The organism is Candidatus Eremiobacterota bacterium (assembly GCA_031082125.1).
Taxonomy (GTDB): Bacteria; Vulcanimicrobiota; CADAWZ01; order CADAWZ01; family Ess09-12; genus Ess09-12.
In genome coordinates, this window is record JAVHLM010000028.1 from 54,585 (window position 1) to 72,664 (window position 18,080).

Annotated in this window: 11 protein-coding genes; 2 read left to right on the forward strand and 9 right to left on the reverse strand. The window is 57.2% G+C overall.

What is annotated here, in order from left to right; translation table 11 throughout:
- Positions 1-2: 2 nt before the first annotated feature.
- From RDV48_24560 to RDV48_24595, 8 genes are all read right to left on the reverse strand, one after another.
- Complete coding sequence (locus RDV48_24560) at positions 3-2,207, reverse strand: ABC transporter permease (protein ID MDQ7825998.1); 2,205 nt, start codon at positions 2,205-2,207, stop codon at positions 3-5.
- Positions 2,204-4,228 carry an ABC transporter permease subunit gene (locus RDV48_24565; protein MDQ7825999.1) on the reverse strand — a complete coding sequence of 675 codons (2,025 nt, stop codon included), beginning with the start codon at positions 4,226-4,228 and terminating at the stop codon, positions 2,204-2,206. The genes RDV48_24560 and RDV48_24565 overlap by 4 nt, the downstream gene beginning before the upstream one ends.
- A gap of 33 nt (positions 4,229-4,261) precedes the next feature.
- Positions 4,262-5,173, reverse strand: coding sequence for an ABC transporter ATP-binding protein (locus RDV48_24570; GenBank protein MDQ7826000.1), 912 nt, complete (start codon positions 5,171-5,173; stop codon positions 4,262-4,264).
- Positions 5,166-5,579 (reverse strand): GntR family transcriptional regulator, encoded by a 414-nt coding sequence (locus tag RDV48_24575; protein ID MDQ7826001.1) that lies wholly within the window; start codon positions 5,577-5,579, stop codon positions 5,166-5,168. Before RDV48_24575 ends, RDV48_24570 begins: the two co-directional genes overlap by 8 nt.
- A 75-nt stretch (positions 5,580-5,654) precedes the next feature.
- Positions 5,655-5,954 (reverse strand): hypothetical protein, encoded by a 300-nt coding sequence (locus RDV48_24580; protein MDQ7826002.1) that lies wholly within the window; start codon positions 5,952-5,954, stop codon positions 5,655-5,657.
- Between the two features lie 254 nt (positions 5,955-6,208).
- Entirely contained in the window at positions 6,209-8,755 is a 2,547-nt protein-coding gene (locus RDV48_24585; GenBank protein ID MDQ7826003.1) for a response regulator, read from the reverse strand.
- Between the two features lie 3 nt (positions 8,756-8,758).
- The gene (locus RDV48_24590) at positions 8,759-10,177 is read right to left on the reverse strand and encodes an ATP-binding protein (protein ID MDQ7826004.1); all 1,419 of its coding nucleotides are present in this window, start codon (positions 10,175-10,177) and stop codon (positions 8,759-8,761) included.
- Positions 10,178-10,508: 331 nt separating this feature from the next.
- Positions 10,509-11,156 carry a hypothetical protein gene (locus RDV48_24595; GenBank protein MDQ7826005.1) on the reverse strand — a complete coding sequence of 216 codons (648 nt, stop codon included), beginning with the start codon at positions 11,154-11,156 and terminating at the stop codon, positions 10,509-10,511.
- Between the two features lie 320 nt (positions 11,157-11,476).
- Here RDV48_24595 and RDV48_24600 point away from each other — a divergent pair, with 320 nt between their 5' ends.
- Positions 11,477-16,798 (forward strand): hypothetical protein, encoded by a 5,322-nt coding sequence (locus tag RDV48_24600; GenBank protein MDQ7826006.1) that lies wholly within the window; start codon positions 11,477-11,479, stop codon positions 16,796-16,798.
- A gap of 172 nt (positions 16,799-16,970) precedes the next feature.
- On the forward strand, positions 16,971-17,213 hold the full coding sequence (locus tag RDV48_24605; protein MDQ7826007.1) for a hypothetical protein: 243 nt from the start codon (positions 16,971-16,973) through the stop codon (positions 17,211-17,213).
- A gap of 207 nt (positions 17,214-17,420) precedes the next feature.
- On the opposite strand, the gene RDV48_24610 is transcribed toward RDV48_24605, so the two are convergent.
- The gene (locus RDV48_24610; protein ID MDQ7826008.1) at positions 17,421-18,041 is read right to left on the reverse strand and encodes a hypothetical protein; all 621 of its coding nucleotides are present in this window, start codon (positions 18,039-18,041) and stop codon (positions 17,421-17,423) included.
- Between the last annotated feature and the right edge of the window lie 39 nt (positions 18,042-18,080).

Genomic DNA, 18,080 nt, shown 5'->3' on the forward strand with positions numbered 1-18,080 from the left:
CTTCAGGGAAAGAGCCTTCTTGCCGCTTTCCCTCCGTCGCGGAAAGACCAGGCCTCGAAAGGATCCCGGAAGAGGAGAAGCTCGCCGTCGCCTCTCCATTGCATTTCAATATCATAGCTGTAATTGCCCCTGATGATCCTCACCTTGTCGAAAGCAGAAGCCTGGCAGAACTCAGAGGTTGCGCAGTCTTTTATCAGCAGGGTGAGTTTTTCCTCTCTCGGGTTCATATACTCATGGTGATCAGTGAAATCGCCGCCATGATGCTCCATCTTGAGAAAGGCAAGCTTTGTGAGGCCCGGGGAGAGAAGGGTGAGGCTTACGCCCCTGTCCCGGTGAAGACACCTGGTCTCTCTCTTCTCCAGGTCCATGAGAAGAAACTGCTGCTCCCAGGTCGTCCTGTGATAGACGGAGAGATAAAGGTACTTCGTCCCCTTGAGCCATCTCGGCGACGCCGAGAAGACCTGGTCTTTTCCCGTGCGGTAGATCACTTCGCCGCTCTTCGCGGAGAGGTTAAAAAGCCTTATCTCGCTCAGGCCCGGTCCTCTATCTTTCTTTTCTTGAAGCCATGCGTAGACCTTCCCTCTTTCATCGGCCCACTGTGCCTTGCCGATTCTCATCGGGCCGTCGTAGAGAACTGTCTCGAAGCCATTCTTTGCAAGGTCCGCCACCGAGAGCCGATCTCTTTTGAAGTCATCGCCCTCCCTGTCAAGGTGCCTTGTGATCAGCTGCGCCCTGCCATCAGCCGAAATCTCGCCGCCCTGCAGGTGAGTGCCCTTGTCATCCTCAATCTCGTAAAGCTTCCTGAGGCTCCCCGTCCCTGGATCAAACCGGGAGAGGCGCCATGGGAACTGCTCATCGCGCCATGGGCCGCCGCCTGCGGGACGTGATAGATTTCCCCCCCTGGAGAGGAGGTAAAAGCTCTCTGCTGATTGCAGAAAACCTACCCAGTGGCAATCACTGCCATCAAGAGGGAGCCTTTCGCTTCTCACCAGCCTCCCCTCGTTGTCAAGGACGGCATAGCTCATGCTGCCTCTCGTCTCCCTCTCACCCGCGGGAAAAGTGAAAAGTGTCACCGTGCTGTTATGGAATATATCCACATTCCCGGAATAGTCGTATTTCACGGTAGCCGCATAGAGGCGCCTCCTGTGGCGGCCGCTGCGGTCCATCCTCCAGAGCTCGTATGTCGCTCCCGGCCCGAGAAGCATGCCGAAGACCTGGGGCTTGATGATCCTGACGAAATCAATATCGCCGCGGGGGGTGAAGCACGCATTGTTCAAGCCGAAAGCGCTCACCCTGGTTATCTTGTCACTGCCCTCTTCCATCAGCAGGAGGCGGTCTCCAAGGTAGAACAGTCCCCTGGTGGAGACGGTCCGGGGGACCTCGTAACGAACCGCGAGAAGAATGCCTCCCCTGTCTTGCGTGATGACCCCGACCCCGCCGGGCTTCCCTGTCAAAAGCGTGAGATCGAGGGTGAAGAGAAGCCACAGCCCCGCCGCCAGGCAGGGAAGCGCCACGAGGGCGCATTTCAGGATAACCAGCGCGCTCTTTCTTACCTCGAAAAAATCAGTCCTTATGAATACCGCCAGCGAGAGCGACAGGTAAAAGGATACCCAGAGAAGGGTCACTAGAAGGGGCGTCCAGCCTGTCATCGGCCAGTGAAGGCCGTATGACAGCATGGCGCTCACTGACGCAGTGACAAAGAAGAGGAGAAAAGCCAGGCTGTTGGCGCTCATCTCCCGCGAGGTGGCGGCCGTGGCGAAAAAGACCGTGGAGAGCATGACCAGGGGAATGGCAAGGACGAAGAAAGCCGCAGGGTCCCTGTATTCAGTGATGAGCCTGGAGAGCTCAAAGAAGGAGCCGTTCAGTGCAAAGTAAAGACCGAATATGGCAGAAAGCGAGAGGAGGCAGGCGGCGAGCTTTGCGCACCACAGCTTCCATCGCGGGAGAGGAAGGGAGAGGAGAAAGGTTATGTTCTTTTTTTCCACCTCACCTGCGATTGCGGGGCTTGCGATAAACATGGTGTAAAAGAGCGCCATGGCCAGGAACTCAATCAAAGCCACCGAATAGGCAAAATCCTTCATGGCGGTGCCCTGGTCTCTGGACAGGGAAAAGCAGAGAATAAACAGCAGGGGGAGGAGGCAGAGTATGACTCCAATGGCCAGAACGGTTTTTTTCTCCTGCAGCTCCTTGATGATGAGGGCTCTCACTTCTCCTCCTTGAAGGGATAGAGTCTTGTCACTTTCGCGCCTTCCGGTGAAAAGGTGACAGAGGCAACGTGCCATGGCCAGAGGCAATAGACAAGCTCACCGCTGTTCCTCCACGTGATGGTCCACCGATCGGTCTTGTTGAAGTGCACCCCTTCAACAGGGAGGGCAGGGCTCCCGGAGCCAAGCTCCTTGTGATAGAGGGAAAGGGGTGATTCTTCGCCGGAGGCGTCATTGACGACAAAGATGACCCTCGTGCCGTCAGGTGAGAGATGAAGTCCCGCTATGCCATCAGCCTCGAAAACAGTCTTCGCGGTATTCTCATCGGTGTTGAATACAAGAGCTTTCTCTTTCCGCCCTCTTTCCTTTTCAATAAAGAGTACGGAGCTTTCATCGCGAAGAAAATGAGGACGGGAGAGCGTGCCCTTTTCTGTCATGTAAAGGGTCTTCCATGAGCTTTCCTTCTCCTTATGGGTTTCACCGGATCCTCTCTTGAGATAAATGAGCTTCCATGTGCCCCGCTTTTTTATCAGGGCGAGGCAGTCGCCTGTTCCCGGGGCAATCTGATAGGCAGGGCACTCCTCATCTCGTTCCAGGACAAGCCGTGAGATCCGTGAGCATTTGCCGCTCTCAAGGTCCACTTCGTTGAGGATCATGGTGCGGGTGCCCCCGGCTTCGGTAAATGGAAAAAGGAAAGAGAGAAGCTCACGGGGGCCGCGGGTGAGATGCTGGAGCTCTACTCTGCTCCCCCTGTCCGAGATTCCACCGCTGGTCTGGACCGATGCGCCCCTGTCGATCCTTTCGGGGAGCCGGAACTCTCTCAGCCTGGCGCCTTCCCTTGTGACGACGGTTATATCAAGCCTTACATAGTTCCCTTCCTTCACCGGCAGGATAAAAAAGATCTTCCCGCCGCCGTCACTCATCGAGAGTCCCTTGGAAAAGAAGGAGCCCAGGGACTGCGCATCCACTACCGAGGTGAAGAGAAGCTTTCTATTCTTCCCGTCGCTCCCCATCATCCAGTGCTCGAGGGTCACTTTGCCCATGAAAAGCATGTCGCAGGCCACTATTCTTTCGTAGAGGATCTCAGTGCTGTTGACGAACATCGGGGCAAGAATGCGCCGCTCACCGAACTTCCGCGTGGTGCCCTTTTCCGGATCCAGGAGCCACATGCGGTAGTTCTGAAAGCCCTTGCATCGCACGTCCGCGAGAAGCCTGCCGCTTCCAGGCACGGCAGTGACTGATTCAAAGCCCGTTGCTTTCGATGACAGGAAATAGTAAGAGCCGGCATAGATGGCCGCCACCAGGCCTGTAAGGGCGAGGAGCCCCACTCCTGAGGCTTTGAGGGCCATGCGGATCTTCTTTCCCTCGTCAAGGAACTGGGCTTTCTGGAAAATATACCACGACGTCGCTGCCGCCGAGAGAGAAACAGCAGAAGCGAGCAGGATAAGCTCCGCCAGCGAAATGGTCCATTGGAAGCCGTTAAGGATAAAGAGGGCGGCGAAGGAAGTGAGAAAAACCAGCAGGAGCGTGCCTATACTGGCCGTCATTGTCCTGGAGGCCACTGTGGAAACGAAGAGGGCAAGGGAAAGAATGACTGTGGGAACAAGCACTATGACTGCTATCAGGATTCCTGCGGCATCCGCTCCGGGGCTTCTGAGCCTCGCGAAGGCAAAAAGTGAAGACGCCGTCACCAGTGAGAGGAATAGCGTGCCATAAAGGATGAGAAAGCACGAGGCGATCTTGGCGCACCACAGTCTTTTCCTGGATACGGGAAGGCACAGAAGGAATGAGAGAGTCCCTGCCTCCACTTCTCCCGCCACGGCCGATTCGGCTATCATGATGGGCAGGGCCACGTCGATCAGCAGGAGATTCAGAAATGCCACGGGAAATATGAGGCTTATCAGCAGAGGATCCTTTAGAAGGCCGGCAATAAGGGCATAGAGGGATGGGATAAGGCTGAGAATAATCCCTGTCAGTATGACGGGCTTTCGCTCCCTGAGCTCCTTGATGATAAGGGTTGTCATAGTGATTCCTTTTTACGGGTTTCCCGCCGGCATTTATGCAAGCCCCGCCGTGCCCTGCTCTCTCGTATATTCCACAAAAATATCCTCAAGCTCCATGTCCTGCACATCGAGAGCCTTGTGTTTCAAGCCTTTCAGCAGGGCGAGCAGCCCGTCATGACTGTCCCTGGTATAGATGGTGAGATCATTCTTCTCCCGCGCCACGCGGAGCACGCTTGAGGAGAAGGGGGCAAGAGCCTCGTCGCTCACCTCTTCCTCCAGGGAGATGAAGACCTTTTTCACCTTTCCCTTGAGCTCGTCGAGAGGCATCTCGAAGGCGAGGCTCCCGTTCCTGAGGAGGCCCACCATGTCGGCGACTCTCTCGAGCTCGGTGATAATGTGGGAAGAAAAGAATATGGTATGCCTGCCGTCTTCGACAAGCGACACGATATGCTCCTGGAACTCTCTTCTTACGAGGGCGTCAAGGCCCGAAGTGCAGTCATCGAGGATCAGGATCTCGGGGTTGTGGGCCAGAGCAAGCAGGAGCTCCACCTTGGCTTTTGTCCCAAGCGACAGCTCCTGCACCTTCTTGCTGCCGTCTATTCCCAGCGACTGCTTGAGTCTTGAAGCCCTGTCATGATCCCAGTCAGGATAGAATCGCGAGGTAAAGGCGATAAGAGCATCGACGGGCATCCAGTCATAGATGTGCGGTGATTCCGGCACATAACCCACTCTGCTTTTTATATATTCGGTTTCCTTGACCGAATCTTTCCCCAGGATGGCGACAGTTCCGCTCTCAGGTGACAGCAGGTTCATCATGAGCCTGATTGATGTGGACTTCCCTTCTCCGTTTCTGCCCAGGAAGGCATAAATGCTGCCCCGGGGGACATGGAGCGACATGTCCTTCAGGACCTTCTGCTTCCCGTAGCTTTTATGGACCCCGTTCATCTCTATCGCATAGTCACACATGTCCCGGTGCCTCACTTCCCGCAGGGAGAGAGCCGGCAGTGCTCAGGTGCTCATCGAGCATCTGGTGGACCTCGGCGGGAGGCACCTTGAGGGTCCTCGCCGTTTCTGCCACCTGCCCGAGAAGGTTCCTGAGCACGCCAAGTCTCTCTTCCTTGCTTGATTCCGCTGCCGCTGAGGAGATAAAAGTCCCTTCGCCGCGCTTCGTGTAAACGATGCCTTCATTTTCCATGATATTGAAGGCTTTTGCTATCGTATTGGGATTGATCCTGAGATCCATTGAGAGCTTTCTCACCGAGGGGAGCTGATCTTCTGCCTTCATGGTCCCCACAGAGATATGATACTTTATCTGCTCGATGAGCTGCAGGTAAATGGGAAGCCCTGAGGAGGGATCAATCTTGAGGTTCATAGCCTTTCCTTCGCTCCGGAGTCGCTGCCTTTCTCCTGGCCTCTCTCTTTCAGCACGTCATTATTTCCACCAATGCTAGCTTTTTCCTGTGCCGCTGCAATAGTAGCACTTGCCGGTGCCGTCACAGATTGAGCATTTATTGTCAGAGCTGTTCTTCCCCGAGCCCCAGCACACCTGGCACTTCTTCGATCCGTCGCATTTTATGCACTTGCCGTCATCGCAGTGGGCCATATGGCAGCACTGGGAGGCCAGGAGGCTGTGGGGTCCCGCTGCCGGGCTCATCTCCCATGCGGTATGCATCACGACAGTGCATGCCATGTTCAGGACAAACATAATGAGGGTTGCTGTGGCGATCCTTACGACTCTCTTCTTCATGGTGACCTCCCCGGTGTATCAGTGTCATACTTCTATAGTGTATTATAGCAGTAATACACCTGGTTGTCAAGATGCATGATGAAAAGATATAAAAGCCCTTATTGAAGACATTTGAGGGGAAAGCAAAGAAAGGTGCGGCTGGTGCAGAAGGGAATAGCATGATCAGAGGGAATTCAGGAGCTTCCTCCTTGAGGTGAAGCAGCACTTTGATCCGCGGCACAGATTCATTGAGGGCATGTTCCCTTCCGGCACCGCTACCTGGAGAGCTTCAGATAAGCTTCCACGACGGCGGGGGGAGGCGCCAGGTTCAATTCCTTTTTCAGGATCGCCTCGCACCGGTGAAAGAGCTTTACGGCCTCGTTCTTGTTTCCCAGGGCTCCGAAGCTTTCCATGAGGCCCCCGTAGGCTTCTTCGAAACAGTTGTCGAAGGCGAGGATCTTCTTCCAATATTCTATGCTCACCTCGTGCTTGTTCTTCCCGGCGAAATACCTTGCGAGGACCGAGAGAAGGTCCAGATAGCTGTTCCTCGTCAGCAGGCGGATGTCATCGCTCCACTCGTCGTAGGTCCCCTCCATGAATTCTCCGGTGACGAGCCTTTCGGCTTTCTGAAGCTCCGGGAGCCCTTCTTCCCACTCTCTGCGCTCAAAACAATAGCGGCCTCTGCTGAAATGCCTCTCAAACTCATCCAGGTCGGTCCACACCGGCATCTTTCTGTTGAGCATGTACCGCCCTTTCTGGTTGACAAGGAGTTTCTTGGCTGCGGTGCCAAGCATCGGGGCAAGGATTCTCCGTATGAGGGAGATGGTGTTGTGAAGCGCATGGCGTCCCCTCTCGCCGAAATCACACCAGAACATGTCAACGAGCCTGTCCTCACGCTCCCCGTCACTGCGGCGGGATGCCAGGTAGGCAAAGAGGCTCTTCGCCTTGCGGGTTGTCCACGCCTCGTCACCGATGAGGGTGCTCCCCGCCATTACCCTGAATTTTCCGAAAAAGAAGACCTGGAGCGGTACAATGTCTCCTGTGCTCTCCGCCGCGCCGATTGAAGAGAGAACCCTGGAGGCGCTATCGGCGACAAGCCTGTCAGAATCAGCCTGGGCTTTCACCAGCAGGGCTCTCGCCCTCACATCCTTGAGGTCTTTCAGGATCGATATGACCTTGAGCTTCAGGGTGATCTCCTTTTCGCCGGCGAGACTCTCCAGCAGTGCCATCAGGGCACCCTGCGAATCTTTGAACAATGCTCCTATCTCATCTACAAGGAGACTGCCTTTGAGCGCATGGCGGATCACCATGGTGGAGAGCTCTTCGTGCCTTGTGAGGATATCGTAAAAACGCTCTCTCGCCATGGTTTCCATGAGGCCCCTTAAAAGGCTGAGGTATTCAGGTCCTTCCGCCTTGCCGGCACTCACGAGACATGAGCAGAGGAGAAGCTCTGCCTCGCTCTGATGATAAGATGACTCCCAGATGCGGAATACCTCAAGGGCGGCCTGGAGATCGTCCTCTATGCCTTCAAGAGATGACAGCCTGATCCTGCTGTAAGCAGCAAGAAGAAGCGCCCGTGCCCTCAAGAATTCAAGGGACTGCTCCCTGGCAATGCGCTGGGCCTCACAGGCAAGCTCCAAAGCTTCGCGGTGCCTGCCTGAGCGCTGAAGCATAGAGGCTCTCCCCATGAGAGCCTCTATGGAGAGCTCCTGTGACTCACCCTGAGCGATGAGGGCCAGAAGCTCAGCATAGGCGCTCTCTGCCACGGCGTAATCGCCCATATCACCATAAACCCTGGCAAGATTCAACAAGGTGAGTGCCCTGTGATCATCCCTTTCATTGAAAGCCATGGGCATATCACTTTCACCGCCCACCTCCAGCTCCGTCATGGAAGCAAGGAGCTTCACAAGGCGGGGCTCGAAGCTTTTCCCCTGCTCCTTTTCGATAATCCTGAGGGCATCGGCTCCACTCTTCCGCTTCCTGTGGGGACGCTCACTCACGAGGCTGCTGAAAGCTTCACAGACGGCGATGATTCTTGCCTCCAGGGGAATCTGCTCTTCCCTGAGGCCACGGGGATATCCGCTTCCGTCCCACCGCTCATGGTGGCATGCGATGACCGTAGCGATTTCCTTAAGCTCCTCAAAGGGCCTCAGGAGCTCTCTTGCGAGCTGCGGATGGTTTCTGACAAGCTCCCGGTCATGCTCCGCAAACTCCCCTTTTTCCAGCATGCGGGGAGGAAGCTCAACATACCCTACGTTGTGGAGAAGGGCAGCCAGGTAGAGGTTCTGCATCCTCTCGGGGGGAAAGCCGAGCCTGCCGGCCATGGCAAGGGAAAGCCTCGCCACGTGGTCTGAATGGCCTATGAGATGGGAAATCCTGCTTTCAAAAAGCACTCCCCTGACGAGCTTGAGGAAATTCCTCCTGGAGCGCGTGAGGCTCCTGCGCTCCTGCTGCTGCCCCGCCCGCAGAAGGGCTGTCCTGATGCTCCTGAGAAGCTCGTCTATGGAAAAAGGCTTCATCAGGTAGTCATCGACCTTCAGCTTCAGAGCCGATATGGGTGCGTCATTGCTTGCATAGGCCGTGATCATGATGCTGCGGGCGACGGGCTGAACCTCCTTGATTGCCGATATGGTGTCGATTCCGTTGATGGCAGGCATCCTCACGTCACAGATGATGAGGTCAAAGCGCTCATTCCCGGCCATCTCTATGGCCATCCTGCCGTCATCGGCCACTGCCACGGAAAAGCCGTGGGCTTCAAGCTCCCTCTTGAGGCTCGTACGCATGAGCCTGTCGTCATCTATGATCAGTATCCGCTCCTCCATAGGCTACCCCGCTTCCGGAAACTCAAAATGAAAAGCCGCGCCATTTCCTTCCCTTGATGAGACACTCACCTTGCCGCCGTTGCTCTTCACGATCTGGAACACGACTGCGAGGCCAAGGCCCGTCCCCTCACCCACCTGCTTCGTGGTGAAAAAGGGCTCAAATATCCTCTCGGCCGTCTTCTCGTCCATACCAGCGCCGTTGTCACTTATCTCACAATGAACCTGCCGCCCCTCTTTCCAGGTCCTTACCCTGACCTGCCTTGCCGCGTCTCCCTGCAGCTCCCTGAGGGCATCCTTCGCGTTGAGCAGTACATTCAGGAACGCCTGTGAGAGCCCGCCCCTGCGGGCCTTCACAAAGAGCCCACCGCCGAGGTTCTTCTGCACGGTGATACCCTCTTTTTCCAGCATATCCTCGATGAGGGAGAGAGCTCCCCGCAGAGGAACATTGATATCCGTCAATTCAAAGGCCTCGCCTCCCTCGGGGCGGGCAAAGCCGAGAAGCTTGCCCACTATCTCCCTGCAGCGCTGCACACCTTCCTCGATAGTCTCCAGGCGTTCTGCAAGGTCACCGGTACAGGACTGCCTTCTCAGCGAAGACACGGTGATCTCTATGGCACCGAGGGGATTGTTGATTTCGTGGGCCACGCCTGCCGCGAGCTGCCCGACGGCCGCCATCTTCGATGCCTGGAAAAGCTGGGCCTGGGTCTCCTTGATCTCCCTGCGGGCCTGCTCCAGGCTCTCCTCGTAAATGCTCTTCATTTTCTCATAGAGCCTGGCGTTTTCTATGGCAATGGCCGCCTGGCGGGCGATGCATTCCAGGAGCTCCTTCTCCTTTTTCCCGAATACGCAGGTCTCGATGAGATGATCGGCATAGATGACACCGAGGGTTCTCCCATGGATAATGAGGGGAACGCAGAGGATGGAGCGAAGGCCATACTGCGTGATGCTGCCGCGGCCTTCAAAACGCCTGTCGCTGAGGGCGTCGCTTGCCATGATGGCCCTGCCGTCGCGGGCCACATGCTCCACGATGGTTTTGCTCACGCGGAAGTTCTCGCTTTCCAGCTCCCCTGAATCGATGCCCCTCGCCGTGATGAACTGCCACTTTTCTTCGACGGCGCCGCGCATGAGGATAAAGCCCCTCTCGGCCCTGATGACGCCTATCACCTCGTCCATGAGGCGGTCCAGGATCGACGTGATGTCGTGGGATGATGAGAGAAGCTCGCTTGCCTGCTTGACAAGGTGAAAGTGCCCGCTGTCAGGGCTGTCACGTGGTATGCCTTCTTCACCGCGCTTCTCCATGGTGGCTATCTTCTTCTCCCACGACGCTTTTCCCTCTCCCGGCCGGGGTGCCGTCAGCATCAGGATGGCTTTGAGCTTTTCAGGGAGAAAAGAAAAGGGCCGCCTTTCCGGAGAGGCAGCCATTTCTTTATCTCAAATCGGGGAAAACAGCCATTGATACGGGGTGTGAGCGACAGCACCTGTTCTGTGCGGGAGACGGCGCTGTCACCAGCCCGATGTCACTGAATCACCTCCTTTTCATAAGCTTTTATCAGATACGGCAGGCTCTGCCGTTGCTTCTGCCCTGTGCTGGTTCCCATTCTCAGTCCCTCCCTGATCTCCCTTTCTTACTCTCATTATAGCAGGCATGACTCACAGAATTCTCACAGGATTCTTTAAGAAAACTCACCGGTTTTACAGGGAGGTAAACTCTTTGATCTATTTCACTTCCAGAGAAAAAGAGATTCAGGCGGTGTTATTTTATGTCAAGGAGATATTTCAGCCGCGGCACCTTGTCCTTGAGGCTCTGCTCCCAGTCTCCTCCGTCCTTGTAGCGGTCCTTGCCCTCGCTGAACTGCTGAAGCAGCAGAAAATCATCCTCGTAGACAGTCCACACGCGGACAGGCTCCTCGCCGGGGTACTGGATAATGATGCCCAGGCGGGGCTCTTTCACCTGGGGGCGGCATGCCTTACAGAACTCAGATTCGTCGAGCTTCACGGGAAGGCTCCCGAGCTCGCCTGAGAGCCTCCGGCAGGAGGGAATATCGCCGACAGAAAAGTTATTGCTGTACAAGGTCCTATGGCCGCAGACAGGGCAGACATATTCGCTCTCAACCTTGCCGGGGCGCGGCCCAGCGGCGTAACACATGGCTCCCTGGGCAAGGTTCGTGGGGGCGGGGTCTTCCGCAAGCTTTTTCAGGCGCTTCTCAATCTCTGCGCGGCTCATGGAAGGGCCGGCTTCTGCCGGAGTGTGCCGCGGAGACCCTGCCGGCGAGGGCGCCTCTGTCGCCACGGGCGGCTTCTGTGAAGGCAGCGCTCCCCTGCCGGTAAGCGTGGAGCAGCCGGAAAAAGCGAGGAGCCCCAGAAGAAGCAGCGTGCAGAGCGCGATTCCTGTCCATTCCATCTTGATCACCTCTCAAAAGACTTCTGCCACCCCATGGGAAGTCCTTCTCAGAGAGCAGGCATCATGGAATTGCTTTATTCTGTTATGGCTTCTGCATTTTTATACTCCAGAGCATATGAAATTGCAGCATTACTATATCTCACACAATGCTGACGTGTAATTTCCACGGATGGCCGGCATCAGACAAGAGATACCATAAGGTCAACCGGCTCCCGTATCATAAGCCTTTATTTGACATACCAGAGCTTTTTTGCTATACTATAGTTGTCACGATTTTATGTCAACATAATAATGTGTTTTTAAATACAGAGGGGTGCCGCATGGAGAATATCCGTTCATCTCAAGGAGGAGTGCAGGCCTCTCGGGCCATTTCATCTCTGCAGGCAAGAGCCATTATTGATCGCCTCGAGGAAGGGGGACAGGCAGGGGCACGGCAGGTCACTACCGAGGACGCGGCAGTACTCACTGAATATTACCACAGGACCCTCGCGGTAATTGATGAGCTTCGCACAAGGGCGACGCCCCGCCTGCAAGTGCCCCCCGGCGGTGAATCTGCACGGGCACCCGGTGATCCTTCCATGGTCAGAAACCAGGTAGAGTCAGGCGAAAGGGCACTTGCCTCTCTCTCAGAGGATGAAGCCGCATCACTTCTCTCTTATTACGAGAGCACCCTCACAAGGATCCAGAGAATCCGCTCCATAGTACCCCGCAGTGCCCGGGAAGCTCTCCGTCATGCGGCCGAAGAGGCACGCCAGCCTGGCGCGGCCGGCAGTCAGGTTCATTCCCCCGGTGAGGGGGAAGCCGAATTGCGCCAGATTGCCGCGGCTCTCCGCTCAGGCGAAATGGAGGCAAGGGACCTGTCTCCCCGCCAGCTCAGCATCATAAGGAATTATATCACAGGTATACTCACGCAGCCAGGGAGCAGCCGGCAGGAAGCCCCGCCCTATGAGGAAGACGGCACGGGGAGAACAACTCTTGGGGACGGTGACCAATGCGCCCTCGTAAGGGTTTTTCTTGACAGCCTTGCCAACGGGGCCGGTAGAGGAGTGGTAGGCAGCGAAAACCGCCCTGCCCTGCAGAGTGCCTTCGCCTTTGTGAGGGAGCGCTCATCGCGCCCCGGGATGGGGGGAAGCGGCTTTGAAAGCAGGGAAGCAGAGATTGCAGGGGAAGCTCTTGAAGAGAGCTCAGAGGACGAAGCGCTCGCCGCGGGGCTTGACCGCTACCGCACCTGGCGCGGCAGGAACGACCAGTCCCGCATGGGACTGCTTATAAGGGAGCTTGACACCCCCGAGTACAATATACACAAGCTTTACTGGCGCCTCACCGAGGGCAGCCAGGGCGGCAGAATAACCCTTCCCCTCCAGGAGGATCAGCGCAGAGAGGCAGCCGCGCTCATCAGGAAAAAAATGAATGAGGAGGGCTTCGGGCTTATCCAGGCAGGGATGGCAAAGTCTCTGCTGGAGCAGCTTGATCCTTCCTTTGATGCGGGGACCTGGGCATCAACGCTCGCGAAGGCGGTCACTTCCCATATAGATGCCGAAGGGAAGCCCCGTGATGACCGTTTCTTCGATACCACGGGGATGGGGGAACTGGGAGAAGCGCTCAGCAATGCGTCTGAACCGGCAAGGACAGAGCTGCTGCAGGCGCTCCGCCAGTGCTACCCCCACCTTCACCAGAATTACCGCCGCCGCCTTGTGGAGTCATCAGGCGGCCGGGATGTCCACGGAAGGTTCATTCCGCCTCCTGACGCGCGGGGAGGCACGGGCTCTTCAGCGCCGGGCAATGTCCCGGCAGGTGACCGGGAGATCGAGGAGGCCTTCGACAGGATGAGCCGCCTGGGAGCATCGGCTGATGACTATCACCGTGAGCTTTCCCGCTTAAGAGAGCTTGGCGTTCCATGGGAGCGCCTTGCCCCTTATTTCATGGATGCTTACCGTGCGAGCGGCTTCCGCGACGCAGAAAGGTTCATCGAGCCGCTGCTGGAGGCTCCCGATCCTGAGGGCAAGGTCGCGGAGACTGTCGTGAACATGGTCTCTGAACGGGACGGCTCACAGTTTTACGGGGAGCAGAGAACAGTGGGGCTCGAGGAGGCGCAGAAAACTCTCGATATGCTCTCGCGGCACCGCGAAAGCGGCGTCGCCCGGGAGGCAGCCCGGAGGATATTCACCATGATTGGCGACCGTGTGGACGTGAGGGACACGGGGATTGAAGGGCGCACCATACCGCCCCCCTCCAGAAGAAATCTCACAGAGCTCATCGGGCGCTTCGATGCCGGGCCTGAGGCGCTCCTCGCGGCATACCGCCTTCGCGTGGATGAAACAGATCCCGGCCAGAAAAGGGCTCTCAACGCTCTGATTGCGAGGAACAGGGAAGCGGTGCTTTCACAGGCAAAGGATATGAGTGGAGACGAGAGGGGCCTCGCGCGCCTCGACGGCGGCCTGGAGAGGCTTGGCTTCTTCTATGAAAAGGCGCTGCGCGGGGGACGCCATGAAGACGCGAGAGAGATAAGGGATTTTTTCAGCACCATCGCCGCAGCCTCGGCGGGCCTTCCCGCCGGCCGCGACTACCTTCCCCGGAGCCTCGGGGGATCACATCTCTGGACACCATACGGCCGCAATGGCTCATATATGAGAGATTTCGTAATCTCCTCGGGGAGGCTGCCTGAAGCACGGAGGAAAGCTCTTTTTGAGCACCTTGGCGACGAGCCGTCATCATGGAAAGAAGCGCCGCTGGGATTCCCTGCCGGCTCCGACGAACTCTCACGGCGCGGCGTGGAGCTGGCGAACAGGTATTACCAGGAGATGCGGGGCCTTGTAATTGAGCGGGAGCGTCTTGACAGGCTCGGGCAGAATACCGATGCGCTGCAGCGGAAGATTGAGGAAAAGACCCGCGCCTATGAGAGGGAAAGAGCGGGGCTCCCCGGGCTCACAGGAAGAGTCGAAGCGGCAGCCGCGCTTGGTGACCGCTTTGATTCCCTTACTCATTACCTTGATGCACGGGGAGGGCCTTATCCAAGGGTCATCACCCCCGAGAGCCGCCAGAGGGATGCCGGGCAGTTTGACGGGCTTCTGATGAGCGCCTCAAAGGTACGGGAGATAGACAATGGCGAAACCCTGGGCAGATTGCTCGGCCTTGCGGGTGCAGGGAGAGGCATCGATCCTGCCACGCTCCAGTTTGTTTTTGAGGCGTCACGCGATCTGCCCGCGGAGAACCTGAAGGCCGTGGTAAGGAATGCCGGTACGCCTGAAAAGCTTCTTGAAGGAATTGGCGACCTCTGCCTCAGGAAGCTCAGGGATTATTCCCGGGAAGGGGAAAGCTCGCCCCTTTTCCAGGGGTCGGTGCTCCGCGCTTCATCGGGGAGCCCCATGGGCGAGCGAATGGCGCAGTTTCTTGTTGCACAGGGCCGCTCTCATGAGCTTATGCTCAATCCCGACGGGAGCCGCTCGGTGATTGACACCCTGACTGAGCGCTCCGGGAGAGACCTCGATGCCCGTTCGGCGGCCCGCACCATCCTTGAGCAGGCCGCCGGCACCGCCACTCTTGTCCCTTCAAACACCTCTTCAGGCCGGCTCGCGCAGGTCAACAGGATCAGGCTTGAGCTTGCGGCAGGCCGCTCCGACAGCAGGGACCACCTTATCCAATCCCTCAGAGAACTCAGAAGGGGCAGCAGCTCACTCCCCTCAGGAGAGCGGGAGATTCAGGATTTCGCAAATCTCGAGGGGACCATTGCCCTTGCCGATGCGATAACGGGGAAATACTATAATTTCTCGTGGATGCAGAAGCCCCAGGTGACCTCCGCCCTCGCAGAAATAGAAGGCCTTCTGCAGCAGATAAGGCAGGACAGGGGGCGCATCCCTGAGTCCATGGAGGCAGACCCCCGCTACCGCAGATACACGGGGGAGCTGGAGTCAGCGCGCCAGCGGCTTGAAGCGAAAAAGCTCCAGGCCCGGCAGAGGCTCGGGCAGATCACCGAAGAGGAGAGAGACCGCCGCCTCCAGGAACAGCTCCAGTTCAGGGGAGGGATGGATTTCAGGGCGATAAGGGGGCTGATAAGGCTCGCTGTTGATTCTCCGACAGATTCCTTCTTCGTCGGGATCAATGCCCGCGTGGGCGTGGCCGTCGACATCCCCTTCTTCGGCAGGGCGGAGGCCTTTGTTGACGGGAAGGCCGGCTTTTACCTCAGCATGACTGAAGAGGGCCAGGTCGTCGTCTCCTTCAGTGCCCGCATCGGGGTGGGAGCAGGAGTGCAGAGCGATACCCTCCGGGCAGGCGGCTCAGGAGGCGCGGGGCGCTACACCATGATATCCTATTCATTTGCGAATGAAGACGAGGCGGCAAAATTTATCCAGTCGATCATGCACCAGATTGGTATCTCAGAGGAGAATCCCCGCTATGATCCCCCTGTAGCGGTCAACAGGACCGGCTCCTATACCGAGCTTGAGGGGCACGCAGGTCCCGTGGCGGTGAGCAGGCGCGCCCGGGAGGAGACTGCCGAGGTGCGCTACCAGGTCCCGTGGCTCCCCCAGGGGCAGTCCCAGCAGACCACCATCAGCTCAATGCACGAGACAGACTCGGCAAGGATAAGAATCCGAGGCGCTGATGTGGAATTGAGCGTCACCGCGGAGGATCAGAACGGCGCAAGAAACCAGGTGGCCAACGGCACCACGCTCACCTTCGGCTTCGGCGCAGGCGCGGGAATAGGAGGCGGCAGGAGCGAGCACCTGCTGGACACTCCGATGGAATTTGTCAACAACCTGCTTGAGTCGGTAAAGCAGATGAGGCCCGAACTGCTCAAAAGGATTCCAGGCGCGGACCGCATGACGCCCCAGCAGCTGGACGATGCCGCCAGGCAGCGCCTGCTCCAGGGCTTCACCCACGCCGACTTCCGCGCCAGCCTCTCTGCACAGGGTCGCGTTGAAGTGACACTTGCCTCGCCGGTGCACCTCATGCTTGACAAAAAGATGCAAGCCTTCGAGGTGCTCTTCAACCTGGTGGAAAGCATCTTCACCAGCGACCCGGGCCATAACAGGTGGACATTCCAGAACGCCCGGTCGGCGCGGGAAGTCTCCTTTGAAGCCCGGGTGCGCCTCCAGTACGGGTCTGTGGTGAATGTCTTCGCGGAGCTCGGCATAGAAGCCCATAGCAGGGATGCCACGACCCTCGCGGGGAGCCTGTGGCATGCGCGGCAGATGCTTTACGAGAGCCGCTCCGGCGCATATTTCAGCGAGAGCCAGCTCGCGGAGCTTTCACGTGACGGCATTATCAGGAGCGACGGCACCCTTGACCGCGATGCCTTCAACTGCGTGCTCGCGGTAATGAGGAAAGAGCTTCTGGCCCTCTACGACGACCCTGAGTGGCGCCGCGGCCATATATCATCCTCCATGACCAGGGAGCAGTTCACTGCGAATATCGACAGCCATCTCCAGGGCATCATGCGCTCCATGTGGGCGGGCCTGAGGAACTCACAGCGCACCTTTGACAGTGCCGAGGAGTTCCAGAAAACGGTGAGCATCGACCATGTGAAGACCTTTGAGCGTTATATAAGAGAGAACAGCCTGGACACCCTGAGGGCTGAGTCGGCGCTCCAGAGCTTCAGGGACAGCGGGGGCTCAAGAAGCCGCCACGTCACTTATTCACAGTGATCTGCATGATGGCCTTCCGGATATTCGGCTGGCTCGTGCATCCCTCTCTCCCTTCCTGCCCCACCCGCATGGTTTCTGAAAATTTAACATAAAACGCAGCTATTTCACAAGACAGCAATATTCTGATAAAGCTGAAATGCTATCATATGCATGACACGAAAGGAGGCATGCTATGAACCTGATATCACAATCTTCCGTTATGTCGATGGCTCAGATGCAGCTTACCGACAGCCTTCTGTCGGAGAAAACGGCTATGCAGATGGCAGCGCTGAAAACAAAAAGCACATGGGAAAGCTGGAAGCTCAACCAGGACCTCCAGACCGAGATCTACAAGATCCAGCAGGAGGTAACGCTTCACAGGGCAAAGACACAGGACAAAATGATCAACAAATGGGATGAGTATATCAAAGGCTGAATCGCTCCGGCTGAATTCTTAATTCCTGATGCATGGATCATGCAATGGGTGTTAGTATGGAATGCTGGAAAGGCAATGCAGGGGGGGTATAATCTGGGTACAAGCCTTTTCACAAGCCGACACCTGCGCTCCGGGAGAGAGTCTTTTCGCAGAGGCACGAAAAGCGGTGACGGCCCTCTGCAGTAACAGCTGCCAGCAGAATCCTCTTCAGAAATCATCTCCAAACCCGCCGGGAGTCGGTGATGGCTTTCCCGTCAGCGGCTTCACCGGTGACGTCTCCACAGGCGACGGCTTTCCCGGCGCGGCCCCGGCGATGCTCACGTTGGCAAGTATCTGCTGAAGGGCGTCCACGAACTCGCTCTTCCGGTCAAAATCCCCGAAGCACTGGATCATGAAAGCAGTGCCGCTTCCCGCCACGATAATCGACTCCCCCCAGAAATTTTTCCCCGCCGTGGTGCCTTTGTACTGGAGCCTCCGGGCAGGCAGGCCGCCCACCTCAGTTCTCTTATCGATGATGAACCTCTCAGGCCCGAAAGGCTGCAACGAGCTGAGTATCCTGTCATGGAGCTCCTGTGAAAACACCACTTCCTCTGACATTTTACCAATCACGTCAATTCTGAAGACCAGGACCGCCGATTTCTGCCCCGGCGACTCAAGGTACACCAGCGTGGCTCCTTTCTCGTCTGCAGGGCTCCTCTTCAGGGTGTCCGGCCAGCTGACACTGATTCCATGGCGCGGGCTCTGAAACTCGCCGGCATATGAGGCGGCGGCCACCGCCGCCAGCACAAGGATCACAAGCGCGCCCGCCAGGATAACACGGTTTTTCATAGTTTCCTCCTTTATTTCACAGGTGCGCCGCACAGAGGC